Origin of the sequence: Vibrio sp. Isolate25, assembly GCF_022398025.1 — a bacterium.
GTDB lineage: Bacteria > Pseudomonadota > Gammaproteobacteria > Enterobacterales > Vibrionaceae > Vibrio > Vibrio coralliilyticus_A.
The window spans coordinates 162,992-187,937 of sequence record NZ_JAKEUT010000005.1 but is presented as its reverse complement, the minus strand read 5'-3'; the positions used below and the strand labels follow the sequence as shown (position 1 = coordinate 187,937).

25 protein-coding genes and 1 riboswitch are annotated in these 24,946 nt (G+C 45.1%); of the genes, 20 read left to right on the top strand and 5 right to left on the bottom strand.

Going from position 1 to position 24,946, the window contains the following annotated elements; translation table 11 throughout:
- Positions 1 to 84: 84 nt before the first annotated feature.
- The 7 genes from L1D15_RS13185 (at position 85) to L1D15_RS13155 (ending at position 8,128) form a co-directional block, all read left to right on the top strand.
- Positions 85 to 474, top strand: coding sequence for a RidA family protein (locus tag L1D15_RS13185; protein WP_239876060.1), 390 nt, complete (start codon positions 85 to 87; stop codon positions 472 to 474).
- 73 nt (positions 475 to 547) lie between these two features.
- Positions 548 to 2,008, top strand: coding sequence for an aldehyde dehydrogenase family protein (locus tag L1D15_RS13180; protein ID WP_239876059.1), 1,461 nt, complete (start codon positions 548 to 550; stop codon positions 2,006 to 2,008).
- A 66-nt stretch (positions 2,009 to 2,074) separates the two neighbouring features.
- Complete coding sequence (locus tag L1D15_RS13175) at positions 2,075 to 3,064, top strand: membrane dipeptidase (protein WP_239876058.1); 990 nt, start codon at positions 2,075 to 2,077, stop codon at positions 3,062 to 3,064.
- 114 nt (positions 3,065 to 3,178) lie between these two features.
- Positions 3,179 to 4,780 carry a BCCT family transporter gene (locus L1D15_RS13170; RefSeq protein WP_239876057.1) on the top strand — a complete coding sequence of 534 codons (1,602 nt, stop codon included), beginning with the start codon at positions 3,179 to 3,181 and terminating at the stop codon, positions 4,778 to 4,780.
- A gap of 93 nt (positions 4,781 to 4,873) precedes the next feature.
- On the top strand, positions 4,874 to 6,610 hold the full coding sequence (locus L1D15_RS13165; RefSeq protein ID WP_239876056.1) for a hypothetical protein: 1,737 nt from the start codon (positions 4,874 to 4,876) through the stop codon (positions 6,608 to 6,610).
- Positions 6,607 to 7,338, top strand: a complete 732-nt coding sequence (locus L1D15_RS13160) for a DUF3726 domain-containing protein (protein WP_095572653.1) — start codon at positions 6,607 to 6,609, stop codon at positions 7,336 to 7,338. The genes L1D15_RS13165 and L1D15_RS13160 overlap by 4 nt, the downstream gene beginning before the upstream one ends.
- A 199-nt stretch (positions 7,339 to 7,537) precedes the next feature.
- Positions 7,538 to 8,128, top strand: coding sequence for a thiamine phosphate synthase (locus L1D15_RS13155; protein WP_239876055.1), 591 nt, complete (start codon positions 7,538 to 7,540; stop codon positions 8,126 to 8,128).
- On the opposite strand, the gene L1D15_RS13150 is transcribed toward L1D15_RS13155, so the two are convergent.
- On the bottom strand, positions 8,125 to 9,609 hold the full coding sequence (locus L1D15_RS13150; protein WP_239876054.1) for a carboxypeptidase M32: 1,485 nt from the start codon (positions 9,607 to 9,609) through the stop codon (positions 8,125 to 8,127). The genes L1D15_RS13155 and L1D15_RS13150 overlap by 4 nt on opposite strands.
- Positions 9,610 to 9,875: 266 nt before the next feature.
- On the opposite strand from L1D15_RS13150, the gene L1D15_RS13145 reads away from it, so the two are divergent.
- Positions 9,876 to 10,490 carry a LysE family translocator gene (locus tag L1D15_RS13145; protein WP_196769807.1) on the top strand — a complete coding sequence of 205 codons (615 nt, stop codon included), beginning with the start codon at positions 9,876 to 9,878 and terminating at the stop codon, positions 10,488 to 10,490.
- 36 nt (positions 10,491 to 10,526) lie between these two features.
- Here the strand turns inward: L1D15_RS13145 and L1D15_RS13140 are convergent, their stop codons facing one another.
- On the bottom strand, positions 10,527 to 11,900 hold the full coding sequence (locus L1D15_RS13140; protein ID WP_239876053.1) for a sodium:alanine symporter family protein: 1,374 nt from the start codon (positions 11,898 to 11,900) through the stop codon (positions 10,527 to 10,529).
- A gap of 109 nt (positions 11,901 to 12,009) precedes the next feature.
- Positions 12,010 to 12,114, bottom strand: a riboswitch (glycine riboswitch).
- Between the two features lie 293 nt (positions 12,115 to 12,407).
- Positions 12,408 to 13,958, bottom strand: a complete 1,551-nt coding sequence (locus L1D15_RS13135) for a hypothetical protein (RefSeq protein ID WP_239876052.1) — start codon at positions 13,956 to 13,958, stop codon at positions 12,408 to 12,410.
- Positions 13,959 to 14,407: 449 nt separating this feature from the next.
- Between L1D15_RS13135 and L1D15_RS13130 the strand changes: the two genes are divergently transcribed.
- Positions 14,408 to 14,650 carry a hypothetical protein gene (locus L1D15_RS13130; protein ID WP_239837173.1) on the top strand — a complete coding sequence of 81 codons (243 nt, stop codon included), beginning with the start codon at positions 14,408 to 14,410 and terminating at the stop codon, positions 14,648 to 14,650.
- 45 nt (positions 14,651 to 14,695) lie between these two features.
- Here the strand turns inward: L1D15_RS13130 and L1D15_RS13125 are convergent, their stop codons facing one another.
- Positions 14,696 to 15,034 (bottom strand): 50S ribosome-binding protein YggL, encoded by a 339-nt coding sequence (locus L1D15_RS13125; protein WP_239876051.1) that lies wholly within the window; start codon positions 15,032 to 15,034, stop codon positions 14,696 to 14,698.
- A 282-nt stretch (positions 15,035 to 15,316) separates the two neighbouring features.
- Here L1D15_RS13125 and L1D15_RS13120 point away from each other — a divergent pair, with 282 nt between their 5' ends.
- The 4 genes from L1D15_RS13120 (at position 15,317) to L1D15_RS13105 (ending at position 18,570) form a co-directional block, all read left to right on the top strand.
- Positions 15,317 to 15,475, top strand: coding sequence for a hypothetical protein (locus L1D15_RS13120; RefSeq protein ID WP_171360678.1), 159 nt, complete (start codon positions 15,317 to 15,319; stop codon positions 15,473 to 15,475).
- An 18-nt stretch (positions 15,476 to 15,493) separates the two neighbouring features.
- On the top strand, positions 15,494 to 16,225 hold the full coding sequence (locus L1D15_RS13115) for a chromosome partitioning protein ParA (RefSeq protein ID WP_239866023.1): 732 nt from the start codon (positions 15,494 to 15,496) through the stop codon (positions 16,223 to 16,225).
- Between the two features lie 133 nt (positions 16,226 to 16,358).
- A complete protein-coding gene (locus L1D15_RS13110; protein ID WP_239876050.1) occupies positions 16,359 to 18,131 on the top strand; it encodes a bifunctional diguanylate cyclase/phosphodiesterase in 1,773 nt (590 codons plus the stop codon).
- 49 nt (positions 18,132 to 18,180) lie between these two features.
- On the top strand, positions 18,181 to 18,570 hold the full coding sequence (locus L1D15_RS13105) for a ribosome recycling factor family protein (RefSeq protein ID WP_239876049.1): 390 nt from the start codon (positions 18,181 to 18,183) through the stop codon (positions 18,568 to 18,570).
- 5 nt (positions 18,571 to 18,575) lie between these two features.
- Here the strand turns inward: L1D15_RS13105 and L1D15_RS13100 are convergent, their stop codons facing one another.
- Entirely contained in the window at positions 18,576 to 19,538 is a 963-nt protein-coding gene (locus L1D15_RS13100) for an integron integrase (protein WP_239876048.1), read from the bottom strand.
- A 280-nt stretch (positions 19,539 to 19,818) separates the two neighbouring features.
- Here L1D15_RS13100 and L1D15_RS13095 point away from each other — a divergent pair, with 280 nt between their 5' ends.
- The 7 genes from L1D15_RS13095 (at position 19,819) to L1D15_RS13065 (ending at position 24,910) form a co-directional block, all read left to right on the top strand.
- A complete protein-coding gene (locus L1D15_RS13095) occupies positions 19,819 to 20,337 on the top strand; it encodes a hypothetical protein (RefSeq protein WP_239876047.1) in 519 nt (172 codons plus the stop codon).
- Between the two features lie 165 nt (positions 20,338 to 20,502).
- Positions 20,503 to 20,901, top strand: coding sequence for a VOC family protein (locus L1D15_RS13090; RefSeq protein ID WP_239876046.1), 399 nt, complete (start codon positions 20,503 to 20,505; stop codon positions 20,899 to 20,901).
- Between the two features lie 146 nt (positions 20,902 to 21,047).
- Positions 21,048 to 21,383, top strand: coding sequence for a zinc ribbon domain-containing protein YjdM (locus tag L1D15_RS13085; RefSeq protein WP_239876044.1), 336 nt, complete (start codon positions 21,048 to 21,050; stop codon positions 21,381 to 21,383).
- A 128-nt stretch (positions 21,384 to 21,511) separates the two neighbouring features.
- Positions 21,512 to 21,937 (top strand): hypothetical protein, encoded by a 426-nt coding sequence (locus L1D15_RS13080; protein ID WP_239837163.1) that lies wholly within the window; start codon positions 21,512 to 21,514, stop codon positions 21,935 to 21,937.
- Between the two features lie 99 nt (positions 21,938 to 22,036).
- On the top strand, positions 22,037 to 22,552 hold the full coding sequence (locus tag L1D15_RS13075) for a lipocalin family protein (protein WP_239837375.1): 516 nt from the start codon (positions 22,037 to 22,039) through the stop codon (positions 22,550 to 22,552).
- Between the two features lie 316 nt (positions 22,553 to 22,868).
- Complete coding sequence (gene lamB, locus L1D15_RS13070) at positions 22,869 to 24,071, top strand: maltoporin LamB (RefSeq protein ID WP_239876042.1); 1,203 nt, start codon at positions 22,869 to 22,871, stop codon at positions 24,069 to 24,071.
- Between the two features lie 242 nt (positions 24,072 to 24,313).
- Entirely contained in the window at positions 24,314 to 24,910 is a 597-nt protein-coding gene (locus L1D15_RS13065; RefSeq protein WP_239876104.1) for a DJ-1/PfpI family protein, read from the top strand.
- Positions 24,911 to 24,946: the final 36 nt, after the last annotated feature.

The window sequence follows — 24,946 nt, the reverse complement described above, 5'->3', positions numbered from 1 at the left end:
GAAATTTACCGTTCGATTTATCGTCTGTCAAAGTGCAAGATTTAACTATTGCGAAACAATTTTGTTACAAAAGGTTGAAGGCACGTGAATACTCAAACTCAAAAACACCCAGTCAAAACATCACTGTTCGCCTCTAAGGCTCCTCTGGAATGGGCGATTGTTAATAATGGCACTCTCTATACCGCGCAAATCCCGATTGATGCCACTGGTGCTGTCGTGGAAGGGGGTATTGAAGCGCAAACCCGTCAGACATTTAACAACTTGGTGCACACCTTAGAATGCGCAGGCGAGTCACTGGACTCTGTTCTACAAGTGCTGATTTACGTGACTGACCGCGAATATCTCAAAACGGTTAATCAAGTTTACGCCGAGTACTTCAACGCGCCGTACCCAAATCGCGCTGCCATGGTCGTTGCTGGTCTGGCAAGAGAAGAGATGTTGGTGGAGTTTGTCGTTTACGCTTCTGCGAACTAAGCCCAGTAACCCCTTATTACGAATAACAGCCTGATGGCGAGTTAGGCCGTCAGCAAGAACAAAGGAAGCAATCATGACATCATTAAACAAGGTTCAGGCCGAAAAATCGCTCTACATTGGCGGCGAATGGCAGTCAGGCATCAATACCGTTGCCAACATTAACCCATCCGACATCAGCGAGAATCTGGGTGATTTTGCTCAGGCAAGCGAAGCTCAGGTTCAACAAGCTATTCAGGCGGCCAAGCAGGCTCAACCTGAGTGGGAAAAAACACCCATCGAGCGCAAGCAGGCGGTACTGCAAGCGATTGGTGATGAACTGATTGCCCGTTGCGATGAGCTAGGAAAGCTACTATCGAGTGAAGAAGGCAAGCCGTTTGCTGAAGGTCGCGGTGAAATCTACCGTGCAGGCCAGTTCTTCCAATATTTCGCTGCTGAAGTGTTGCGCCAGATCGGCGATAACGCTGCCTCCGTCCGTCCAGGGGTCTCTGTTGAAGTGACTCGCGAAGCCGTAGGTGTTATCGCCATTATTTCTCCTTGGAACTTCCCGACTGCTACCGCCGCTTGGAAGATTGCGCCAGCACTGGCGTTTGGTAACAGCGTTGTTTGGAAACCTGCCAACTTGACGCCAGCCAGTGCCGTGGCACTGACTGAAATTATTCATCGCCAAGGGTTGCCAGCAGGCACATTTAACTTGGTATTGGGTAGCGGCTCTCAAGTCGGTAACACACTGATTCATTCCACAGACGTGAATGGCGTGAGCTTTACTGGCTCCGTCGATACAGGGCGCAAAGTGACGGCGGCAACAGCACCAAACTTTGTTCGCTGCCAGCTTGAAATGGGCAGCAAAAACGCCCTAGTTGTTGCCGATGATGCAGACATTCAAATTGCAGTTGAAGCAACCATCGCGGGTTCATTCTCCGGTGCGGGTCAGAAGTGTACAGCCTCTTCACGCTTAGTGGTGATGGACGGGATCCATGACGCTTACGTAGAAGCGCTGATCAAACGCATGAGCGAACTTAAGGTAGGCCATGCGTTGGAAGAAGGTATCTTTATGGGCCCCGTCGTCGATGGCAATCAGCTAGAGGCAAACTTCGAGTGGATTGAAAAAGCGCGTCAAAGTGGTGCTGAACTAGCGTTTGGTGGCGAGCGTTTAAACCTCGAACATGATGGTTACTACATGTCGCCAACGCTATTCCTCAACACGCAAAACAGCTGGGAAGTAAATCAGGAAGAAGTGTTTGCGCCAATGGCGAGCGTGATTCGAGTTGCTGACTTAGATGAAGCGATTGCTGTCACCAACGATACTCGTTTTGGTCTGACTGGCGGGATTGTGACGCAAAGCTTGCGCACGAGTGCCATCTTCAAACAGCAAGCACAGACCGGCTGTGTGATGGTCAACCTACCAACTGCAGGGACAGACTACCACGTTCCATTTGGTGGCCGTAAAGAGTCTAGCTTTGGTCCTCGTGAGCAGGGCCAATACGCCAAAGAGTTCTACACCGTAGTGAAAACGGCATATCAACGTCCGTACTAAGTCTGCATTGGGCAGCCGCTGCGCTGCCCGAAATAGAGCGGTTCTAAGAATTATTGAGGAATGGTTATGTACCAACAACGAATCATCATTGATGGACTTCAGTACTGCAACTGGGACAGAGAGTATTTCCAAACTCTCAAGGCCAGTGGAATCACCGCAGTACATGCGACCATTGTTTATCACGAAAATGCACGTGAAACCCTGAGCCGATTTGCTGAGTGGAATTTACGTTTTGAGCAAAACTCCGATCTCATCATGCCTATTTATTCAATGGCTGATGTGGAAACCGCTAAGCAACAAGGCAAGGTCGGCATCTTCTTTGGTGCGCAAAACTGCTCGCCAATTGACGATGAGATTGGTCTGATTGAGGTAATGCGCCGCCAAGGTTTGCTGATTATGCAGCTAACCTACAACAACCAAAGCTTGCTTGCGACCGGGTGTTATGAGGCAAACGATATGGGCATTACTCGCTTTGGTAAGCAAGCCATCGCAGAAATGAACCGAGTGGGGATGATCATTGATATGTCCCACAGCGCAGAACGTTCGACGCTGGAAGCGATTGACCTTTCTTCTCGCCCGATTTGCATTAGCCATGCGAATCCGACTTTTGCTCACGATGCGCTTCGTAACAAATCCAATACTGTGATTAAAGAGCTCACCGAACGTGGTGGCTTGATTGGATTCAGCCTCTACCCATTTCACCTACCAAACGGCAGCCAATGTTCACTAGAGGATTTCTGCCAGATGGTGGCGAAAACGGCCGAGCTATTCGGTGTTGAACACCTTGGTATTGGCAGCGATCTATGCCTCAACCAACCACAACAAGTGTTGGAGTGGATGCGCAATGGGCGCTGGTCTAAGGCGATGGATTATGGTGAAGGCTCTGCAAGCAATTCGGGCTGGCCGGATGCGCTGCCGTGGTTTAGCGGAAGTAAAGGGATGGAGAACATCTACAACGGATTAATTCGTCATGGATTCAGTGAGGCCGAGGCGGGACAAATACTGGGTGATAACTGGTTTAACTTTCTGAAAGAAGGACTTGAGCCTATTTCATAAACCTTAACCCAAACATGGAGCAGCCCACCACAACAACTAAAACAAGGTGGGTCGTTGAATACACTCGTGTAGCTGGCCTGATGGCCACTACCGAAAAACTTCTGGAGTCAGCATATGTCTGATTTAACCAATAGCATGAAAGCTGCCGTAATGAACATGGCATCTGACAAATCACAAGCTAAGCACAATACGTCTGCCAATGAAAATTCGCCTGACAAGCTTGGGCTGAGCAATCCCGCTTTCTGGTATAGCGGTGGGTTCATCGCTCTGTTTGTTGCTTTAGCGCTCTATGATGGCGAGCTGCTGTCTAATCTGGTCAATGCAGGATTTGGCTGGTCAGTGAAAGTGTTTGGTCCATACTGGCAGTTGCTACTGCTTCTCACCTTTCTTATTGGCCTTGGGCTCGCTGCAGGGCGAACAGGTAAGGTGATACTCGGTGGCACAACCAAACCCGAAATGGATACTTTCCGCTGGACTGCGATCATTTTCTGTACCTTACTCGCTGGTGGTGGTGTGTTCTGGGCTGCGGCAGAGCCAATCGCCCATTACGTTAGCCCACCGCCTCTCTATGGTCCACAAGATAACCCTCAACAGTTAGCCGTCAACTCACTGTCGCAATCCTTTATGCACTGGGGATTTCTTGCATGGGCCATTGTTGGCAGCCTGACAGCTATTGTGGTGATGCACCTTCATTACGATAAAGGTCTGCCGCTGAAACCTCGTATTCTTCTCTATCCGGTTCTTGGTGAACGTGCATTAAAAGGCCATACGGGTGCGAGCATTGATGCGTGTTGCATCATCGCGGTTGCTGCAGGGACGATAGGTCCAATTGGCTTCCTAGGTCTACAGGTGAGTTATGCGTTAAACGCATTGTTTGATATTCCCGACGGCTTTACCACTCAGCTGATCATTATTCTGTTTGCCATCGCACTTTATACTTTGTCCGCTCTGAGTGGTCTGAATCGCGGAATGCAGATGCTTAGCCGTTACAACGTAATTTTGGCTATCGCTCTGATGATTTATATTCTGCTATTTGGCCCAACGAACTTTATCTTCAACGGCTACATTCAGGGTGTGGGCAGCATGCTCGATAACTTCATCCCAATGGCGACCTATCGTGGGGATGAAGGTTGGCTTAGCTGGTGGACGGTCTTTTTCTGGGGATGGTTCCTTGGCTATGGACCTATGATGGCGATCTTTATTGCGCGTATTTCCCGCGGTCGCAGTATCCGCCAGTTAATCTCGACCATTAGCATTGTGGCACCACTGGCGACTTGTTTCTGGTTCACCATTGTTGGTGGTTCTGGTCTGGCATTTGAAATTGCCGAGCCGGGTAGTGTCAGTAAAGCCTTCGAAGGTTTCAATCTGCCGGGCGCACTTTTGGCGGTCACTCAACAACTACCGTTACCTATGGTTGTGTCAGTGTTGTTCCTTATTCTGACGACGATCTTCATCGTTACAACCGGTGACTCCATGACGTACACCATCAGCGTAGTGATCAGTGGAGATACTGAGCCTAATGCCATCGTGCGTACATTCTGGGGTGTCGCCATGGGTGTGACGGCGCTGATTCTGATTTCACTGGGTTCAGGCGGGATCTCCGCATTGCAGTCTTTTATCGTGATCACTGCGGTCCCGGTGTCATTGATACTGCTGCCATCACTTTGGAATGCGCCACAAATCGCAATCAAGATGGCGAAGGCGCAAGGGTACTAGTGACTACTTATTAACAACTAATAACGTGAACAGTGTGCGGAAATTGTCCGCACACTCCAACCATTCTTACAATAACAACAGGTGGTGAGCAAAATGGATGCACATCGTTCTACTTACACTGAAACATCGCTGCGCAATGCAGAGGTGGTCATGGCGCCAGAAAGGCTAGGAGCTATGCACCAGAATCGAATCAGTTTTGTACGCAGTCTGATTCGTAAAATGGCTAGACAACAATGGCAGGTGAGTCGTCATGATTGGCAACTTTGCCCGCAAGGGTTTGGCCATGTCATTTACCGACTTAACACCCCACACCATGTTTATCATCTCGTGGTGTTTTGTGATCAGATTGCAGACGAAGAGCGCAATGACAGAGTCATCGCGGAAAGGTGGGATGTCACGTTTGCCTTGGTTTACGGTGATGTTGATGTGAGTTTGCTTGAACAGTTGCGTGCCAATGTTCCGCTTCAGGAAGCTGGGCGCAACCCGAACAATGTGTTGGTGCTGGCAAGAGCAAACAAAAGTGTACGAGTGTTCGAACATATTGTCTCGGCGCTGGCTAAAGGCCTTCAACCACAAGGCGAAGAGCTGGCTCAGGTGGGCTACATTCTGAGAACAACAGCCGTGTATGGCAACGGTAAGTTTGGGATTGCGGACTTCAAGCTACTGGAGAACAATCCGGACTTCAGTCTGTCCTTCAGTGCGCAGATGTGTGCTGTGTACCTGCTACGTGAGTTCAGTCTCGATTGGGTGCATTATCTTGCACGTCAGCAAGGTGGCGATAATGCAGTCGAGCTAGACCGAGGGCTGCAACGCTATCTTGGCGTCGGCAATGCCACTGGGTTGGGTATGGCGCCTTATTTGATTAATCACCCATGTATCGTTGATCAATGGATGACGGCGCGTGAAAGTGCTTTAGCGCAGGTTCTAGCAAGCCCATGCGATTCGGATATGCTTGAACCTTTGAGTCAGCTATTGAATAAAGCCATCAAACATTTAGATCAGGTCGTGACCATCAATGCGCATCAGGATACGTTGAATCAACAGGCGCTTGCTGAGCTGACTCTTATTCATAAAGATCTGGCGAACATCACCTCACAGCAGCCCAACTGGCAGAGTGTGATGGAGGGTTTGACGACCTACAGTTTGGAAACTCAAGAGATTGTCACTACTTGTTTGATTGAGCTTTACCCAGAACTGGTTAACCGTTTTGAAGAGCAGATGAACACCGACGAAACGTTGTCTGTTGCTACCGGCAAAAGTGTTGGTGATTTGCTTAGTGTGTTAAACGATAAGTATCGCTGGGCGATTGACGCCGATTACTCGCTGGCAGAAAACAACTATTGGTTCTGGTATCGCTCTCAGGATAAAGAAGAACCGAGACTTGGGGTTCGCGGAGAGGAATCCGGTGAAGACCGAGAGCTGCCGCTTGATATCGGTCGTCAGGTCAACCGCCTGTTTAACGCAGTCTCTCAACAGCCGTGTGAGATGTCACTGGCTCAGTTTCTATTACAACATCCTCAATATCGCTCTGTGGCGCGTCGAGTCTGGACCTTGGGGCATCGCCAGATGGGCGATATTCAGATGAATGTGTTACGCCAAGATGCACTGCCTATGCACTTGCTGCGCTGTAAGCTGGCTTTCTTTGGTGCGACGAAATTTGATCCCCGCTCAGATCGCTGGGTACGGGTGACCTTTTTTCAAGGTGCGCCTTTGCTGGACGAAATCGGCTCAGAAGAGTACAACGACAATTGGATTTTCCCTTTGATGCCAACCGAAAGTGAGATCCAGAGTCGTCAGTCGAACAAGGTTCAAGGGGGAAACGCATTATGATCGTGTCACACAATGAGCTGGTTGCAGCAGTCAATAAAGCGTTCTTAGGCGCACGTCGTATGTGTGGTGAAGCGGATGTTATTGCCAATATGGTGGCCGATTTACAAATGGCGGGGCTGCATGGTGTTCGTCACTTTAATAATGCCAGTCGTTTTCTCGGTTTAGACTCTGACTGCGCGGTGTCGATTTCACAACGTTCTGATGAGAGCCTAGAGGTGGATTTGCACAATAGCAGTGTGGCTTGTCACTTACCTGCCGTGTTGGATTTTGCGCTGGAGAAAATGGTCCAATCTAAAACCATTACTATTGAGCTTAAGCAGTGCCATAACCGTTGGCTGGCGTATAGCGAGTTAGTGAAGCTGGCAGCTAAAGGTATCGCGTGTCGTGCCCGCTGGACCAATGGAACCAGCCCTAAAAATGTATTGTACGTGTTAAATCGAGGCCAAATTGCACCGGAACTGTATTTCTCAGAGGAGAGCCGTGGTTCGATAGAAAGTGAACACTCGATGACGATTGAATTAGCGGTAAGTGATTTTGATGTCAGTGCTAGTTCGCAAGGCTACAACGTGTATGTTGATGCTAAGGAGCTAGTCGATGCACAGCAGTCCTCATGGCGAGAGGGTATTTTCGTTGAAGACGAAGAATGGGAATTACTAAAGCAGACCGCGACTGTTTTTCTGGTCGAGAATAGCGAACGTTCAAGGCAGGGTGCCGGAGAGCTGGTCTAATACTGAAAAAGCCAAGGTCAAGACCTTGGCTTCCAAAGCAGTGAACTATAGGGCTAGTAAAATAGCGATACTGTGCGTCGCTATTTTTAAGTCTGTATTTTCTTGAACTGCTCAGATGACGATTGTAGTGAAAACCTAGCGCTCAAGTAGTAACATTTCGGCTGTTTCGCAAAATTTGTTGAAGAGAAAAGAGTCGCCAATGTTGTTACCTACAAAGTACGCCATTACCCGTAATGAGAAGAGTCTAGATGAGTTGGCGCAATTACTTGTTTTGCAAGGCGTTGACAGTTTGTGCCAGGTACGAGCCAAGTCGTACAGTCTATCGTCTCTAAAGCAAGCAATTGGTCCCTATGTGAAAGGGATTGTGTTGGTCAATTCTGCTTCCTATGACGGCTCGGATGTAGCTCCTTTTTATGGCGTGCACTTTACCTCAAAAGACCTCTCAGATAAGGCTTTGATTCAGTCAGTTCGTCACAGCGGCGCGCAATTTTTGGCGGCATCGTGTCACAATGAGCAGGAGATTGAGCTGGCGAATCAAGCGGGGTGTGACTTCATTACTATTTCGCCAGTGGAAGCGACGAACTCTCATCCTGATGCCACTCCGATTGGTTGGCAGCGCTTTGCGGAGCTATCCAAATTGGCGAACATGCCAACCTTTGCCCTCGGTGGGCAAAGTACCCATAACGTAGAACATGCACAAAGCTACGGTGCGCACGGCGTTGCTGGGATTTCAGACTTTTGGCAGGTTGAGAAGGAAAAGGCTGGTGAATTCACCAGCCTTAGCGTTTAGCCTAAATAGCGATTCTTGAGGTGATCTTTAAAGAATTGCGCGTTGAGAGTGTCGCCTGTTGCTTGCTTCACTAACTCATCTGTTGTGAGTAAGCTTCCCTTACTCCAGATATTGTCTGATAGCCAGCTAAAGATTGGCGTTAAATCGCCAGCTTGAATGGCCGCATCAACATCAACTGTTTGCTTCATTGCCGCCATAAACTGCGCGGCATACATTGCCCCTAATGTGTAAGATGGGAAGTAGCCGAATGCGCCGTCGGTCCAGTGGATGTCTTGCATACAACCGTTCTTAAAGTTGTCTTTGGTCGACAGTCCAAGGTAAGCCTGCATTTTTTCATTCCACAGTTCAGGAACGTCAGTGTGTTTGATCTTACCGTTGATCAAGTCACGTTCAATCTCGTAGCGCAGAATAACGTGAGCAGGATAGGTAAGCTCGTCGGCATCAACACGAATGAAGTCTTTTTTCACGCGAGTGTAGAGCTTGTGGAAATTTTCCTGCGAGAATAGCGCTGGGTTATGGCCATCGAAATACTTGGCGGCAAAACCTGCCAGATGAGCGATAAAGGCGTCGCTGCGCCCGATCTGCATTTCAAAAAATAGCGATTGTGACTCGTGAATACCCATAGAGCGAGCTTCACCAGAAGGTAATCCAGCAAGAGACTTTGGTAGCCCTTGTTCATAACGAGCGTGACCCGTTTCGTGCACAATACCCATCAGCGACTGAACGAACTCGTTTTCATCGTAGCGAGTCGTAATTCGTACATCCGATGGCACACCGCCACAGAATGGGTGCACACTCTCATCCAAACGACCATGTTCAAAGTCGAACTGCAGTAGCTTCATCACTTCGAGACCGAGTGCTTTCTGCTTGTCTGTCGCGAATTTACCTTCAGGTTGAATAAACTGCTCAGAAGACTGCTTTTCAAGCACTTCATCGATAAGTTCTGGCAACCAGCTTTTCACATTGCTGAACAAGGTATCTAGGGAAGCAGAGCTGGTGCCGGGCTCGTAGATATCCAACATGGCATCGTATGGAGTGAGGCCGTTTGCTTCTGCTCGGATTTGCGCTTCTTCCTGAGAAAGTTTCACTACCTCAGCCCAGTTCTTCTCGAACCCAACCCAGTCATTGTCACCACGCTGTGTACGCCATGCATGTTCGCACTTAGAACCTGCGAGAGATTTAGCTTGCACCAATTCTTCTGGGAGAAGACTGGCTTGCTGCCACTGGCGTTTCAACTCGCGAAGTGTCGCCTTGTCATCCGTATTGAGTGATTCACCTTCGGCTTCTGCAAACCAGTCTGCCAATTGAGGCTGAGTATGAAGGCCGTGAATATGAACCGAGAGTTCCGCCATGGCTTCAGAGCGAGCTTGGTTACCGCCGCTAGGCATAACCGCTGCTTGGTCCCAACCACAAATAGAAGCAAGGTGGCTGAAATGAGATATTTTTTTAGAATGTGCTTTGAGTTTTTCGAATGCGCTCATGGGTCGCCTTCCGTGACTATTTAGGAGAAGGAAAGTGTATCAACCTCGCGTAGTCAGACCAAGCACTATCCGGTTGCATCCTTTGGATGGGGTCTCAGTTAAATCACACTATTTCTAGCATTTAGTGATTTAAATGTTATTGGTATGGCGAAAAAGAATTCCGCCTCGTTGTTTATTCACTGACGTTTTGATGATAGAAGAGGGTTATCAAATGACCTCGATGAATTCGAGAAGAGGCATAGAAAGGAGTAGATGTGATTAACAATATGGAAGCGTTTCTGATCGCCATTACCATTTTAACGCTAACACCGGGTCTGGACACTGCGCTGGTGCTACGCAATTCTTCCCGAGGTGGAGTGAAAGATGGCGTAGCCACCAGTCTAGGTATTTGTTTAGGTCTGTTTGTCCACGCGACGTTTTCTGCAATTGGTATCTCCGCCATTTTGGCTCAGTCGGCAGAACTGTTTAATGCAGTAAAGATGGTTGGTGCCGCTTATCTTATATGGCTGGGGGCGACAACTTTAAGAGAGGTCTGGAAAGGTGATGTGGCTCTGTCGAATATGGAGTCTCATACGCATAATCTGGATATGAAACGCTCTCTCCGAGAAGGCTTTCTGTCAAATATTCTCAACCCGAAAACAGCAGTTTTCTATCTCGCGTTCTTGCCGCAGTTTATCAATCCTGAGGGCTCGGCATTTTTGCAATCCAGTATGATGGCGGCTATCCACTTTGTGATTGCCATGATTTGGCAATGTGGCTTGGCAGGTACTTTAAACTCAGCGAAGAACCTACTTAAAAGTCCTAAGTTTATGCGCCGGATGGAAGCAACAACGGGAGTGGTTCTCGTGGGTCTAGGCGTGAAACTAATGGTAGAAGAATAAAAAAACAGCGGCTTAAGCCGCTGTTTTTTTTATTGATTAGCTCTGCATCTGAGGTTGCTTTAAGTTATCGACAGCGGCTGAGAAATACGCTTTCGTTTCCTCAATCACGACATGACGGAGCAAGATCAAACCGATCAGGTTAGGTACCGCCATCAAGCCGTTAACGATATCGGCGATAATCCAAATCATATCGAGGTGTAGGAAAGCGCCTGATGCCACCAAAGCAAGGAAGATAACCTTGTACGGCAGAACGGCTTTGGTGCCGAACAAGAATACGACACAGCGCTCACCATAGTAGTTCCAGCCCAGAATGGTTGTGAAGGCGAAGAAGATCAAACCAACGGAAACCAGAATAGGGCCAATCGTTTCAGCATTCAGGCCAACAGCAAAAGCGTGAGTCGTCATCGCTGCACCGGCAAAGTCACTTTGCCAGGCTCCAGTCAGGATCAGTGCAAGGCCTGTCATCGTACAAATGATGATGGTATCGAAGAAGGTACCTGTCATCGAAATCAGACCTTGTCTCACGCACGAATCGGTTTTCGCAGCCGCTGCTGCCATGGGAGCACTACCAAGACCAGATTCGTTAGAGAAAACACCACGAGCAATACCCGATTGGATAGCTAACATGATGCTTGCACCAAGGAAGCCACCTGTTGCCGCCGTTTGTGTGAAAGCAGACACCAGAACCAGCTCGATAGCATTGAACAGTTGATCGCTGTTGATGACAATCACGCTCAAACAAGCCAACACGTAGAACAGCGCCATCGTTGGAACGACTTTTCCTGCGACTTTAGCAATCGACTGAATGCCACCCAGCGTGACAAACGCTACTAGTAGCGTCAGTATCACTGCGGATGCTTCTCGCGGCACGCCAAAAGAGATCTGGCTGGCGTCTAGAATTGCGTTTACCTGAGGGAAAGTACCAATACCGAAGCAGGCAACACCCAAAGCGAAGAAGGCGAATAGCGAAGCGAGTGTACGAGAACCCACCCCATATTGGAGGTAGTACATTGGCCCACCAACCATCTGGCCATTGTCATCTACCTTACGGTATTTAACAGCTAATAAGCATTCCGCGTATTTAGTCGCCATTCCGAACAGAGCAGCAAGCCACATCCAGAATAGTGCACCCGGGCCACCAAGTTTTATTGCGGTTGCGACACCAACAATGTTACCTGTACCGATGGTGGCAGAAAGCGCGGTACAAAGAGCGGCGAAGCTTGAAACATCACCTGGTTTTTTGGAATCATCTTTGCTGAAAACCATTTTCAGTGCAGTCGGTAGGTGTCGAAACTGAAGTAAGCCTAAGCGAAAAGTAAAGTAGACACCGGTCCCCACTAACAGGATAAGCAGTGGTGGGCCCCAGACAAAGCTGTCGATAGTTTTAAGTAAAGATTGAAGGTTATCCATGATTTCCCCTTAATTGATAAAGCATTACTAAGGAGAAGAGTGAAAGGGTAGAGACGACAAGTCTCAACAAACGCTACAGGCAGAAAAGCGATCATAGCTAGGTTGTTCTTTTCACTCCTCTGTCCTTTTGCCTGAGAGTTTCACTACACACATTGATAGTATGAAGCTTGCTCCTTCGGCGACCGATTTAACGGTTCTCTCCAGAGGTTCCTCCAACTACAGTCCTCGCTGTTTTCACAGCACCTGAAAGATTTACTTCTTCGGTAGGTTATTTTGTCCAAATGTTAAAACTTGGTAAATAACCACTCTCCTGCAGTCTTCATTGGAACGATTGCTCGTAAATTAAGCAAAAGTTGGTTGATAGTACTGGTTGCTGTCAACGTGTGAACTCTATCATTATTTTTGTGTAATTCAATAATTATTTTGCATGTTTTACAAGGTGAGGAAACGATTGGAAATGTGAGGTATGGAAGAGCCTCTAATAAATTTAGAGGCTCAGTTAAAGGATTATTCTTTGTGTCGTGCATTGACGCTATAGCTTACATTGTCATCCACGAAGTCATACTCAATTTGCGTAGGGGTAACGTCACAGATTTCAGAGATAGGGGTTAAGGTTCCGCTAGTACCATGGCGAAGATCAAATCGAATACGTCGACTAAAGACATTGTCTTGATCTCCTCTAGGAATTTCCTCTATGTACATTTCAGAATCACGGCAGTTTCCTGAGATGGCAATAGTGGTAGAAAACATAATCGGCTCTGAAATAGTAAAGTCTTCGAGTGTGACATCTTGATATGTGCGACTGAGATCAATGGTTTGGCTGGTGTAAACTGCTCCAGCAAACTTTTCCGCGTATAGGTTGCCACTCCAACCTCTTGGTACAGGTAAAGTGTACGCGCCATTAGCATCCGTTTTAGCGATGGAGAAGTAACCCCTTACGTCTGCGTTTTTAACAGGGATACCAGCCTGAGAATACACATATCCTTCAATGTTCACTTTTGATGTAGGGCGCGTAAATAGGTGTGCATTACGGATATCACCAATCAATAACGTGCCAGATACAAACCCAAAACTAGATCCATATCGACTGCTTCCGTCTCCAGTCTGAAAGATGTCAGCCAATTGCCAAGACAACTCTTTACCTTTTTGGATATCGAAACGATAAACTTTACCTAGCGCGTCATCACCGATCATGAAGGTGGTACGATCTAGCTCCACATCATGACCGAAATCGCCTGTTTCGGTATCGATATCCGCTTGCTTGATTGTTTGCTGTAGGCTCCAAGATTCGTAGGGGTGGCGTCTCATGAAGATATGCACGTACGACGTTGTGTAGCTACTTACGACTAAAAAGTGTTTATTCACGTCAAACGCGAAGCCAAACTGACTGGATTGAGTCGGGGTTTTATCTGGTGACTCAATGACATCACCTAAGTGCCAAGTATTAAGATCTCTACTTCTGAAAATAAAGATACGCTCAGCCGAAGATTCGCTGATGTACAACTCGTTCGCATGACGGCGAACAGTAAATCCTAAAGATCGAAAAGTAGGGTCGGGGAAGCTATTGACGTCTAGTTTATCGACCAGTTGCCATTCCCCAGAGTTTCTGAGGTATACGTAAACGCTTCTTTGTTTGGGATCGGAAATTGTGAGTAGCTGGTCATCGAGGTAAACAGACTCACCAAATAGAGAAAGTTGTGGATCAACGTCGTCTGGCAATTCGATTGTACTAGATAACGTCCAGTTCGGTTTGAATGCGTTCTCGCGCTCGTACAGCCAAACTTTGTGCTCAGAGTTGGAGCCGATAGCAACAAAGCGGTCTGTGTTGTAGACGTATTTATCGGTATATCCACTGCCGGTAACCGGAAGCCTTGGGCCAAACTTCCAAACGCCAAAATCTTTAAAAATAATTTGGTTTCCGATGACACCGACGTTACGTGAAAGTGATGTTGTTCCTGCTACTTTGTCGATTTTTTGATAATCGGATAAATCAGGAAAATTGGGTGATGCATTTGTACTTAATGAAAATAAGGCAGCGAATAAGGCTAAATATCGCATGGAGGTCTCTCCTCACTAATGAAGTAGGAATTCATGGCGGAATGAGACTTACAACAAGTTGACTGCGGACTAACTTAAGCTCTCGATGAATATCAGAGCATGAGAAAAGTTAGATCTCGTTGCTCTGAAGAAGCCATACTACATATAAATCAATTGGCATATCAATAGCATTTCGAGTATTTATACTAATTGATATATATAAAATTTTAACTAATTAAAATTATTGAGTTTTATTTGGTTGAAAAACTATTGGATGGAGTGTGTTGAGGGTTTTAAATTGAGTTTAAATAAAATGACTATTTAGTGTCTTTTTGACCTTGTTATTGTTGTGTCTTATTGACTCAGATTAACTTGATGGCATTTTTATTTTATTGATTATATAGAGATTTTCAAGTTGGCAGGAAGAATGCTATGTAGAGAGAAAAACAAAATAATCTAGTGAGGTCTCTATGTTTGCTCAACCAACTCGCACCGCATTTAAAACACTTTTGACTGTTTCAAATATTGGACTGGTTGTCACTTTTCTCGCACTGGTGGTCAGCGTGCTGATTTCTTATCCATACGCTAACTCCTTCAGCCTGAATACTCAAATTGCGGCGCATATCAGTACCATCGTAATAGCTGCGTTTTTGAAAGTGAGTTATGTCACCCGATGCTTGGCGCAATACAATCTAGGTTTGGAAGTGAAATAGATATGACATAGTAATAGCGCCCTGAGTAGGGCGCTACTGCAAAGCTTAGAAGTAGTTCGCGTCAACCAGCTTGCTCACCTGCACTGATTTCACATCAGCTCGCGCATCAAGCCATGCAGCAACTTTGGCTTGCTGCTCTTCTGTTACGCTTTGATATCTTTCTGAGTGACAAATAAAGCCTTCAAACAACTCTAGACCACCTCCACCAAAACTCAATCCAAGTGCATCGATGTAATCAATGAACTCGTCAACAAACGCGTCGTAGCTATCAAAGTCAGTGATCGTTGTTTCACAGCTGATTTCAAAGCCAAGCATCGCGAACTCACCCAAAAATAGCTTCTTCTGGATACGGCGTTTCTTATTTTCTAACTTATATGGTTTCACTATTTTGCCTCAAACTTTCGAGATAGTTCGTTATACCTTATATTTGATGCAGGCCCAAATTTAATTCTGTTAAAGCCTAGTCTTAGCCGTTTAGACTGAAAAGGTTGTGTTTTGTTACGATTAGCTTGATATCACATAACGAAACTGGAATGGGAATGTATATAATTGAATCAAATGGGTGTAAAACAAACTGAACTCTGACCCAACGCTCTTAAAAAATGGTATAAATGAATGAGTTAACAGGCTATTGAGGTTCTCGCAGAGTCTGGCTAAGGAGAGGGTATGACAAGATTGATTGCTATAGTTTTTTTGGTGGCGTTAGCGTTTGTGCTGATACGATATAGAACCAATGAAAAACTGCAAAAATACGTCGTCATAACACTGGTCTCTGGCTTTTTAGTTTATACCACGACATTAGTGGTTACGGAACTCATGCGCTAAATCTGTAGGAGCAAAGAATTGAACAACGAGTCTGAAGTTGAGAATGATGATGTTGTGGTCATCGAAGAACGGGACAAGCGCAGCTATTTGTATATTGTCATTGCAGGTGTCATAGGGCTAGCGTTAGGCGGCCTTGCCGGAGCCGTTGTTACGGCTGATAAATGGCAAAAAGCATATGATGGGCTGGAAGAAAAGTATCAGTCACTGGTTGAAGATAAGAAACAACTCGTGAACCAAGTCGAAGTTAAGGTTGCGAAAGTCGATGATGAAATTGCCGTTAAACTTCAGCAAGCCATTGATGAGCAGCAACAAGAGCATGAAGCGGCTCTGGCAGCGCTACGTTCTGAAGTGTCGGAGCTTGAGAAAGTCAATTTATCTCTTGAAGAACAACTGAATCAGCAGAAGCAGAAGATTGCTGAAGCGAACCGAGAGAATAATCAACTGAATCGACAGGCTGATATGCAAGCCACGATGTTTGAGCGGTCACGAGAGTTATTCCAACAAGAGCTCAAAGTTAAGCAGGAACTGGAAGCATTAGAAAAAGAACGGGAAGAGCTGGAGCCTAAAATCAAGCAACTCAAAAAAGACTGTGATTTGTATCTGGCGGGGACGTCTTGGGAAGCAAAATCTGACTCATGTGACAAGCAAGATGAAGCCAACTCTCGTTTAAGTCAGGTCAATCAGATGATCAGGGTACATCAAATGGATCTCAAGCAGATGAAAGCGTTGACTGACGAGTTAGGCTTATAGTGAAGTCTAACGAACTTGATATGAAACCTCTCTTATGAGAGGTTTTTTTACGCCTAAAGTGGGCAAGAAAACATTTTATTACTAATTTTAAGAGGTGAGGTAGTTAACGTTGCTAATGCAGTAAGGAAGCGGTGTGCATAAGAATAACAGTACAGAGTGGTTTCAAATTATTGCCAACCTTGCTTTCCTTTGTGCTGTAGGGGTTGTGTCTTATAGCCTAGTCAATCAGGATCACACCTGGTCGAGGATCTTCTTCTTATTCCCAATACTAATGATCCTGTCTTTAATCTCGTCTGATTTAACACTTCGACATTTATTTTCATTCTCTGGTGTGGCTATGTTTTTAGTCGGCGGTCTGATTGAACCGTTTGATGTGGCTTCCATCCGAGATAGTTTAATGCTCATTCCTTTGTGCTACATCGTATTGTTCCCAGGCTCCTTGTGGCCGATCGCGGTGGGAGCGGCGCTCATCAATGGATATCTTTACCAATTAACGACCACTGACTTCGAGTTATTCGTCGAAGTGGCTACCGAAGTCAGTGCTATTACCATTGCATTGACCGTGATGTCATATTTCTATGTTAAAGCACGAGAACAAGCACTTACCTACAAGAAAGAGAGTGTCACTGACTATCTAACTAAACTGCCAAACTTGCACGCTTTTTACAGTGATATTAAACAAGTCAATGCCAGCAATGCTGACCATTTTGGCTTGCTGCATATTGGTCTTGAAGGGTTTAAGAATGTGAATGACCGTTTGGGGTATCGTCATGGTGATGTGTTGTTGGTGGCGTTTGCTAATCATATTAAGCAATTAGTTGGTGGCTATGGAAAACTGTATCGGTTGGGGGGAGATGAGTTTGTTCTTATGGTTGAGTCCACTGGGGTGGAACTGGTGCTTGATGAAGTAGTCGAGATTCTTGTGAGGCACAAAAAAACCTTATTTAACATAGATAATACCAGTCATAGGCTTGGGTTTTGCATTGGCGTCGCTTTTGCGAGAGACGCCTCTGAAAGTACCGATGTTTGGATTAAAAATGCCGATTTTGCATTGTACAAAGCGCGTTCGGAAGGAGCGGGTACAGTGTGCTGGTTTGATGAAGCCTTGCTGAATGAGACGATTCGCCAGCATCAGATAGAAACAGAAATTAAAGAAGCGTTAGCCAAAGATCAATTTGTGCTTTGTTATCAGCCGAAAGTTTCTACGACCACGTCGGAAGTGGTTGGTGCGGAAGCTCTGATTCGATGGAAACACCCACAGTTAGGGGCGATAACGCCAGCGGAATTTATTCCGGTTGCTGAGAAAACAGCGCAGATAGTTCCCTTAGGGCACTGGATTTTACGTGAAGCCTGTAAGCAAATTAAAGCTTGGCATGATGAGGGGATTGATATCTGTGTGTCGGTAAATGTGTCCAATGTACAGTTTGCTCACACCGATTTGTTTAAAGTGATCTGTGAAATTCTTAGAGAAGTGCAACTGCCTTCCCACTTATTGCAGATTGAGATCACGGAGTCCACATTGATGAAAGATCCTGAGAGTGTGACGGATATTTGTGGGCAACTGCGAGCGTTGGGAATTTCAATTGCGATTGATGATTTCGGTGTAGAATACTCGTGCTTGAAGTATCTGAAGCAACTTCCGGTTGATGTATTAAAAATTGATAAGTGTTTTGTTGATGATTGTGCAATTCACGATTCCGACAGAATGTTGCTGAGAACGATAGTGCAGATGGGGCACAGTTTAAACATTAAAGTGGTCGCAGAAGGAATAGAGGATGAAGATCAACTGGAGGTTCTTCGTCAGGAGCGATGTGATGAATATCAAGGCTATTTGTTTTCTCAGCCCCTGTCTGGTAAAGAATTTTTCTCTTTGTTTAATGTGAGTGCTAATAAAGCCTCGGCATAAATATCAGAGTAGGTTACAGTGCCCCAGTGTTATCCAATTGAGATACTAGATGCCTACCGATAAGCTGATTATTCCCCTCCCTTCGCTGATTCGTCGGATTGGTAGTGAACAGAACAAACAGTTACGTGTCATCGCCAAACAACATCACTGTGAGCTAAAGCGCATTCGTCGGTCTAGAGATTGGCAACTGATTGGCGAACCTGAAGCGTTACGTGATCTGGTCAATTCTTTATATCAGCATGCATCGAATTTAGAGTTTGTGTTGAACAAACTAGAAGCGTTTATTGATTTCCATGCACCGCCTTGTGAGTCTCTTGCTGCACAGCTTGAGTACTTATTGCGTTCTAACTCTGCTATCACCTTAAATGAATTGATGGAGCAAACCGGATGCTCTCTGTCGGAAGCACGTAGCGCTCGGTTTGCTCTAGACGTATTATGAGCGAACTAGTTGAGGTGATCTAATGGGCTTATTGTGCCCGCGTAGTGCTGGCCTATCACATGTGTGTAGATCTGTGTCGTCTTAACGTCGTTGTGACCCAACAGCTCTTGAACACTGCGAATGTCTCTGCCAGCCTGCAGTAGGTGTGTCGCAAAGCTATGGCGAAATGTGTGGCATGATACCTTTTTGTTGATATCGGCTTTAGCTACAGCTCGACTCAAGGTTTTTCTCACGACACTGCTGTGAAGGTGGTGCCTAGAAGGGCGGTGATTGTGTGGGTTGTGAGAAATAGAAGGTGAGGGGAAGATAAACATCCAGCCGAGTTGTTGAAACGCGTTAGGATACTTTCTATGCAGTGCATTTGGTAAAGATGGGCCAATACCATGCTGGTTGTCAGCTAGCTGTAACTTTTTAGCTGCATCTATTTGTTGGTGTAACTGACTAACACACTGATGGCTGAGTAATGTCTGACGGTCTTTCTTGCCTTTTCCATCCCTCACGGTAATAGACAAGTTGTTTAAATCGATATCTTGTACCCGAAGCCTTAGGCACTCTGAGATTCTTAACCCACTTCCATAAAGTAATTCAATAATCAGTTTTTCTTTTCCATCTAGATAAGAAAGGATTTGCTTAATTTCACTCGGCGTTAATACAATCGGTAATTGTCTCTGCTTACTGGCTAAGCTAAACCCCAAATCCCCTAAATCAATTTTTAAATAGCTCTGATAGAGGAAAACCAGCGCGTTAAGTGCCACCTTTTGTGTATTTACGGCCACATTACGAGAATTCGCGAGGTAGGATAGGAATTGAGTTACTTCATACGCGCCCATATCTTGAGGGTGTCGTTTATCGTGAAAGAAAATAAACGAACGAATCCAGTACAGATACGATTTCTCAGTACGAATACTGTAGCCACTTAACCTCATATACTCACATACCTCTCTAAGAAACGGGCTTTTCTCAGGCATTGAATCATCCTCGGTTCGTTTAGACCTGTACCTTTATAGCGACTTCCGTGAACAGAAAAGTGTGATTTTTGGCTTATTGTGAAGATTAAGAATGTTGTACTTGAAGTGACGTTCACATGTAGAGCTGTTCATGAAGAAATGAAGTGGTTGGATACTGGTTATCTATGTATATCCTCTTTATGTTACCAATTGAGTAATAACCTTTGATTCCAAGTGGAATCATTCTATATAATTCCTTTTATTTTTCAGATACTCAGTACCTAATTTTAAGCTAATCATCATGCCTTTTTTTATTCTTATTACGCTCCTTTTTGTTTTATTAACCCTCTTTGCCTTGTACTTCTATTTTGAAGCTAAACGGAAAAAGGAAGCACAAGATGCGAAAAAAGCACTGACCGTGCGTGTCGAAAAAATGAAAAAGCGATTCAAGTCAGAAGCTCAGCAATGGATGTTTTCTGGAGCCTTGTCCAAGCAGGATGAGAGCACGATGATTCGATTGCCGAACTATTTTTTTGTTTTTCAGCCGATAACGCCTGAAAACGTAGAACATTACGAACAGTCATTAGAAAGCGTGTTATTGACGGTTAATGAAAAGGTGTTGCTCGTCCCTAATAATAGTGATGACGTTACTGTGACATGCGAGCCATTGTGTCAGTTTGTTCAGTCTCTACCATCTGCTGCTCAAGGCTACAATGCCAGCTTTTATCGTAATGATCTGCCTGTGCTCATTCAAAAGCTAAGAGATGCTGAGATTGAGCCAGTAGATGAGCGGAGCCAAGAAGAGACAGAAGTTGCCTAAGGGCTTTTCACTTAAATGGAGAGCGCCCGTTGGCGCTCTTTTTACTGGCTAGCGTTTATTTCTTTGTTCGAAAATATTGAATGACTTGATTTAAATATGTGTGTTGTTGCAAATTTTTGTTGTTTTATGATTTCTCATCAATAACTTACATAATAAGGAAATGAAATGGCAGCATTAACAAAAGGTATACATCACGTAGGATTAACCGTATCTGACTTAGAAGCCAGTGCTCAGTTTTTTATTGAGCACTTAGGTTGGAATGAAGTAAAGAGGAACCCCGATTATCCAGCCATATTTGTTAGTGATGGCAATATCATGCTGACGCTATGGTCCTCTCAGGTTGCTAATCCTACTCCGTTTGACCGAAAAACGAATGTCGGCTTACATCATTTAGCCTTGCTTGTTGAAAGTGAAGGGCAATTAGATCAATTACGAGAGCAGTTCCTCAAATCAGGGATTGAGGTTGAGTTTGGTCCTGAGCTTGTTAAATCTGGCCCTGCCAAACATCTTATGTGTTACGACCCAAGTGGTATTCGAGTAGAGCTATTCTGGCCTGGCTTGTAAAATAAGCATCTCAGAGGACTATCAATGTGTTAAATATCCCCTTTTGGGGTACTTAAAAAGCCTTTTCGTTGTTAAAGGTAATGGCTCGCTTAGAGCTAAAACTCGCAGTATCATATTGAAAAATAATTGTAGAGAAGTCTTTTAAGATGTCATTTCCCCCATGTCCTAATTGCCAATCTGAGTATGTTTATCAAGACCAAGATCATCTGATTTGTCCTGAGTGTGCTTATGAGTGGAATCCAGCCGAAGTATTGGAAGCTGAAACTTTGCATGTGAAAGATACCAATGGAACACTCCTCGCTGAAGGGGATAAGGTGACATTAGCGAAAGACCTTAAGGTGAAGGGAAGCTCACTGGTCTTAAAAATTGGTACGAAAGCAGTGATTCGACGTATTGTCGATGGCAAGGATCATCAACTGGACTGTAAAGTCGATGGTGCAGGGGAAATGATGGTAACGGCGCAATTTGTTAAGAAGGCTTAATCCGACCATGGATTAAACACACTACTTAGAGAAAAACTCATCAACAATCCGTTACCTTATTCCTGTTTGCTCGAGATTCATGTTGTTTTAAGATTGTCTAACAACATACAAGGCTAAAAAGGTTATTCATGAAGAAAACAGTGAGCTTAATTGTGATGCTAGGGGCTCTAATTGGTTGTGATGATGCAACGAAAGCCATCGATCAAGCGCAAGAAGCCGCCAATAAAGCGGTGGATGATATTCAGCAGCAAGTGGAGTCAATTGACTTGGATAAGTTAAACCTTGATCAGCTTGGCGCTGCAACTGAGTCTGCTAAAGAAATGGCGACATCTATAGAGGAGGCCATCAGCATTGATTTTGATAACCCAGAAGCTTTGACCCAAGCTAAGGAGCATATTGCAAATGCATACAGCTGCTTGGTTGAAACTTCCTCTGAATCCACCGCTTCTGAACTAGTAGATCAATTGTTGTCGTCGGTGAATAGTGAAGATGCTATCGCTTTGATTGAGAATGGGGTTGAACAAGCCAAATTGTCACAAGAATGTATCATGTGAACTTTTTAATCCTATTCCCTTTCATATCTAAGTGATCCTTTATTGGCACTAAAAGGTTTTTGATTTTTACAACAAGGTTATAGACGACTGCGAGATATGATGAACAGAGTAATTTTTTTGCTAGCGGTACTTTTTATCAGCGGCTGTTTAGGAATGCCGAAAGATGTGAAACCTGTACAAGGCTTTAAAATCGATAGGTATTTGGGAAAATGGTATGAGATTGCAAGGCTCGATCATTCTTTCGAGAAAGGGCTTAGCCAAGTTACCGCAGAGTATCGCTTAAAACATGATGGGGGCATTAAAGTGATTAACCGCGGTTTTTCCGAAGAGCTTAGCGAATGGAAAGAAGCGGAAGGCAAGGCGTATTTTGTTCGAAGCGCAGATCAAGGCTATCTAAAAGTGTCATTCTTTGGGCCATTTTATGGCTCATACATTGTTTTTGAGCTTGAGAAAGAAAATTACGATTACGCCTTTGTGTCTGGGCCTAATAATAATTACCTATGGTTGTTAGCTCGCACCGCTTCAGTAGAGCAAGATGTCATCAACAAGTTTGTTGCTATGGCCAACGAGAAAGGGTTTGACACGAACCGGCTTATTTTTGTTGAGCACAAATAGTATTCACTTGCTTTAAACTCTTCTATTTAAAATCAATGCTTAATTGGTTTTTCTCCTTGTTTTCTCCATTGTCCTCTATTTCTCTTTGAATGAATTTGAGCGGTTTTCTTATTCAGCCGCTCTATTGTCAAACCGATAACCAGCTCACTTATTAATATTTCTAATAGTTAATGTGATCACAATAATTACAGTGATTGCTTTCCTTGGTCTACTTATCACTTCAGTATGGGATCGATCCCATGGGATTGTTCCCATAAATCATAAAATATACAAACTTGAGTGAATCAATTGAGCTTTACGCTACAAGGAAAGAATTATGAAACTATTACCTATTGCCAGTGCACTTTCTGTTGCCATTCTATCAACCAGCACGTTAGCCGCCACTTCTCCCGTCGAATTTTACGGCTACATGCGTGGTGGAGTCGGGCTAAGTAATGAGGGCGGTTCTAACAGCAAATGGGAAGTGAACAAGGTCGGTCGTCTTGGTAACGAAGATGATCTGTATGGTGAGTTTGGCCTGAAAAAAGAAGTCTATGCAGAAGACGAAGTCTCCTTTGTGGTTGACTCGATGCTTAAATACTGGGAAGGGCAAGATGAAAACTCCAAAGATCGCAGTGTTGAGTTAGCACAGCTGAACGTTCAGGCAACAGGTTTATTTGAAGATAAAGACATCACTATCTGGGCGGGTGAACGTTACTACCAGCGTCACGATGTTCATATCGTAGATAACTACTACTGGGATGTCAGCGGTATCGGTGGGGGTGTTGAACACATTAATATGGGGCCGGGTAAGCTGTCCGTTGCGCTTCTACAAGATACTGTGGCTGGTGACTTAGATGATGGTCAGGAAACGACGGCTGTTATTGCCGATGTTCGATACGCTGGTATCCCAATGTGGGAAAATGCAGATCTGGAAGTGGGCTTGGATTATCACGCGGGTAACGAACGTAGTGGTCAATCACTGGATGCCGACAACAGCCTGATGTTTACGGCAAGCCTTCAACAATCACTGGACAATGGTTTCAACAAAACAATCCTACAGTTAGCGAACTCTGGTTACGCGGAGCAAATGACGACATTTGGTCATGGTAATGGTCTGGTGCGTGATGCTGCAAACAATGATGCGAAAGGTTACCGCCTGATCAACTGGGGTGTTGTTTCTGTTGGAGACAAAATTGAATTTGGTCACTCTATCCGTTATGCCGCAGCCACAGATGTTGATGGTACTGCAACGGATGATTCCACACTCAGCGTGGTAGTTCGTCCGCTATACAAATGGACAGATAGAATGCGTACCATTCTGGAAATTGGTGGTTTCTCAGAAAAGATCAATAACATAGATAGTGCAGGTAGCAAGTTTACTGTTGCACAAGCTTGGGTACCTAAAGCGGGTTTTTGGTCTCGACCTGAGATTCGCGTATTTGCTACATATCTGAATGATGCAGAAAATGATAATGCTTTTGGTACAGGTAAGGACACAGAAATCAGTGTTGGTATGCAGGTAGAAGCTTGGTGGTAAGCGCTTCGTAATCGACTGATTTTTCTTGCTGGGCGGGATAGAATTATCCCGCCTAAACTCTTCAAGGTAGCTCTTCTCACTTCTTTCTTAATATCACATCATTGCTGCACCATTCGCCTGTTTTATTAAGTTGCTATAAATTAAGACTTATTCTTGACGTTAGTTTGCCAAACTTGGGTACTTATCTCGTTGTCATCTTGATAAGATGAAAAAACGTGAAACCACTGTCGTCAGGGAATGATATGGACATTGCTGTGTTAACTTTCCAAGGCTTTAATGAGTTGGACTCATTTATTGCTTCTGGGATCCTCAACCGAATGAAAAGTGCTGGCTGGAATGTTCAAATTACCAGCCCAAGTGAAACTGTCACATCAATGAACGGTGTGTCCATTGCTGCCCAGCAACCTTTAGAGTTTGCTAACCAAGCGGATGCGGTGCTTTTTGGTAGTGGTAGCCTGACCCGAGAGATTGCTAAAGACAGTGCTGTGCTATCCAGATTATCGCTGGATCCAAGTAAGCAATTGATTGGAGCACAGTGTTCAGGAACCTTATTGTTATCTGCTCTGGGGCTTTTAGATAACACGCCCGCATGCACCGATTTGACCACCAGACCATGGGTGCTGGAAGCTGGTGTGGAAGTCCTAAATCAGCCATTTTATGCCAATGGAAATCTCGCAACCGCAGGCGGTTGTTTGGCGTCTCAATACTTGGCCTGCTGGACTATTAGTAAATTGGCTGGAGTAGAGCAAGCAGAGAGTGCTATCCATTATGTCGCGCCAGTGGGAGAAAAAGAACAAACGGTCATAAAGTGCCTATCAACCGTGACGCCATTCTTGTAATTGAAGGAGTGAACGGTATGGCATTGGTTGGCTGGT

What these genes read in the sequence shown, in the direction of transcription:
- L1D15_RS13180 (WP_239876059.1), top strand. Translation starts at nt 548, where the DNA reads ATGACATCATTAAACAAGGTTCAGGCCGAAAAATCGCTCTACATTGGC.
- L1D15_RS13175 (WP_239876058.1), top strand. Translation starts at nt 2,075, where the DNA reads ATGTACCAACAACGAATCATCATTGATGGACTTCAGTACTGCAACTGG.
- L1D15_RS13170 (WP_239876057.1), top strand. Translation starts at nt 3,179, where the DNA reads ATGTCTGATTTAACCAATAGCATGAAAGCTGCCGTAATGAACATGGCA.
- L1D15_RS13165 (WP_239876056.1), top strand. Translation starts at nt 4,874, where the DNA reads ATGGATGCACATCGTTCTACTTACACTGAAACATCGCTGCGCAATGCA.
- L1D15_RS13160 (WP_095572653.1), top strand. Translation starts at nt 6,607, where the DNA reads ATGATCGTGTCACACAATGAGCTGGTTGCAGCAGTCAATAAAGCGTTC.
- L1D15_RS13155 (WP_239876055.1), top strand. Translation starts at nt 7,538, where the DNA reads ATGTTGTTACCTACAAAGTACGCCATTACCCGTAATGAGAAGAGTCTA.
- L1D15_RS13150 (WP_239876054.1), bottom strand. Translation starts at nt 9,609, where the DNA reads ATGAGCGCATTCGAAAAACTCAAAGCACATTCTAAAAAAATATCTCAT.
- L1D15_RS13145 (WP_196769807.1), top strand. Translation starts at nt 9,876, where the DNA reads ATGGAAGCGTTTCTGATCGCCATTACCATTTTAACGCTAACACCGGGT.
- L1D15_RS13140 (WP_239876053.1), bottom strand. Translation starts at nt 11,900, where the DNA reads ATGGATAACCTTCAATCTTTACTTAAAACTATCGACAGCTTTGTCTGG.
- L1D15_RS13135 (WP_239876052.1), bottom strand. Translation starts at nt 13,958, where the DNA reads ATGCGATATTTAGCCTTATTCGCTGCCTTATTTTCATTAAGTACAAAT.
- L1D15_RS13130 (WP_239837173.1), top strand. Translation starts at nt 14,408, where the DNA reads ATGTTTGCTCAACCAACTCGCACCGCATTTAAAACACTTTTGACTGTT.
- L1D15_RS13120 (WP_171360678.1), top strand. Translation starts at nt 15,317, where the DNA reads ATGACAAGATTGATTGCTATAGTTTTTTTGGTGGCGTTAGCGTTTGTG.
- L1D15_RS13105 (WP_239876049.1), top strand. Translation starts at nt 18,181, where the DNA reads ATGCCTACCGATAAGCTGATTATTCCCCTCCCTTCGCTGATTCGTCGG.
- L1D15_RS13100 (WP_239876048.1), bottom strand. Translation starts at nt 19,538, where the DNA reads ATGCCTGAGAAAAGCCCGTTTCTTAGAGAGGTATGTGAGTATATGAGG.
- L1D15_RS13095 (WP_239876047.1), top strand. Translation starts at nt 19,819, where the DNA reads ATGCCTTTTTTTATTCTTATTACGCTCCTTTTTGTTTTATTAACCCTC.
- L1D15_RS13090 (WP_239876046.1), top strand. Translation starts at nt 20,503, where the DNA reads ATGGCAGCATTAACAAAAGGTATACATCACGTAGGATTAACCGTATCT.
- L1D15_RS13085 (WP_239876044.1), top strand. Translation starts at nt 21,048, where the DNA reads ATGTCATTTCCCCCATGTCCTAATTGCCAATCTGAGTATGTTTATCAA.
- L1D15_RS13080 (WP_239837163.1), top strand. Translation starts at nt 21,512, where the DNA reads ATGAAGAAAACAGTGAGCTTAATTGTGATGCTAGGGGCTCTAATTGGT.
- L1D15_RS13075 (WP_239837375.1), top strand. Translation starts at nt 22,037, where the DNA reads ATGAACAGAGTAATTTTTTTGCTAGCGGTACTTTTTATCAGCGGCTGT.
- lamB (WP_239876042.1), top strand. Translation starts at nt 22,869, where the DNA reads ATGAAACTATTACCTATTGCCAGTGCACTTTCTGTTGCCATTCTATCA.
- L1D15_RS13065 (WP_239876104.1), top strand. Translation starts at nt 24,314, where the DNA reads ATGGACATTGCTGTGTTAACTTTCCAAGGCTTTAATGAGTTGGACTCA.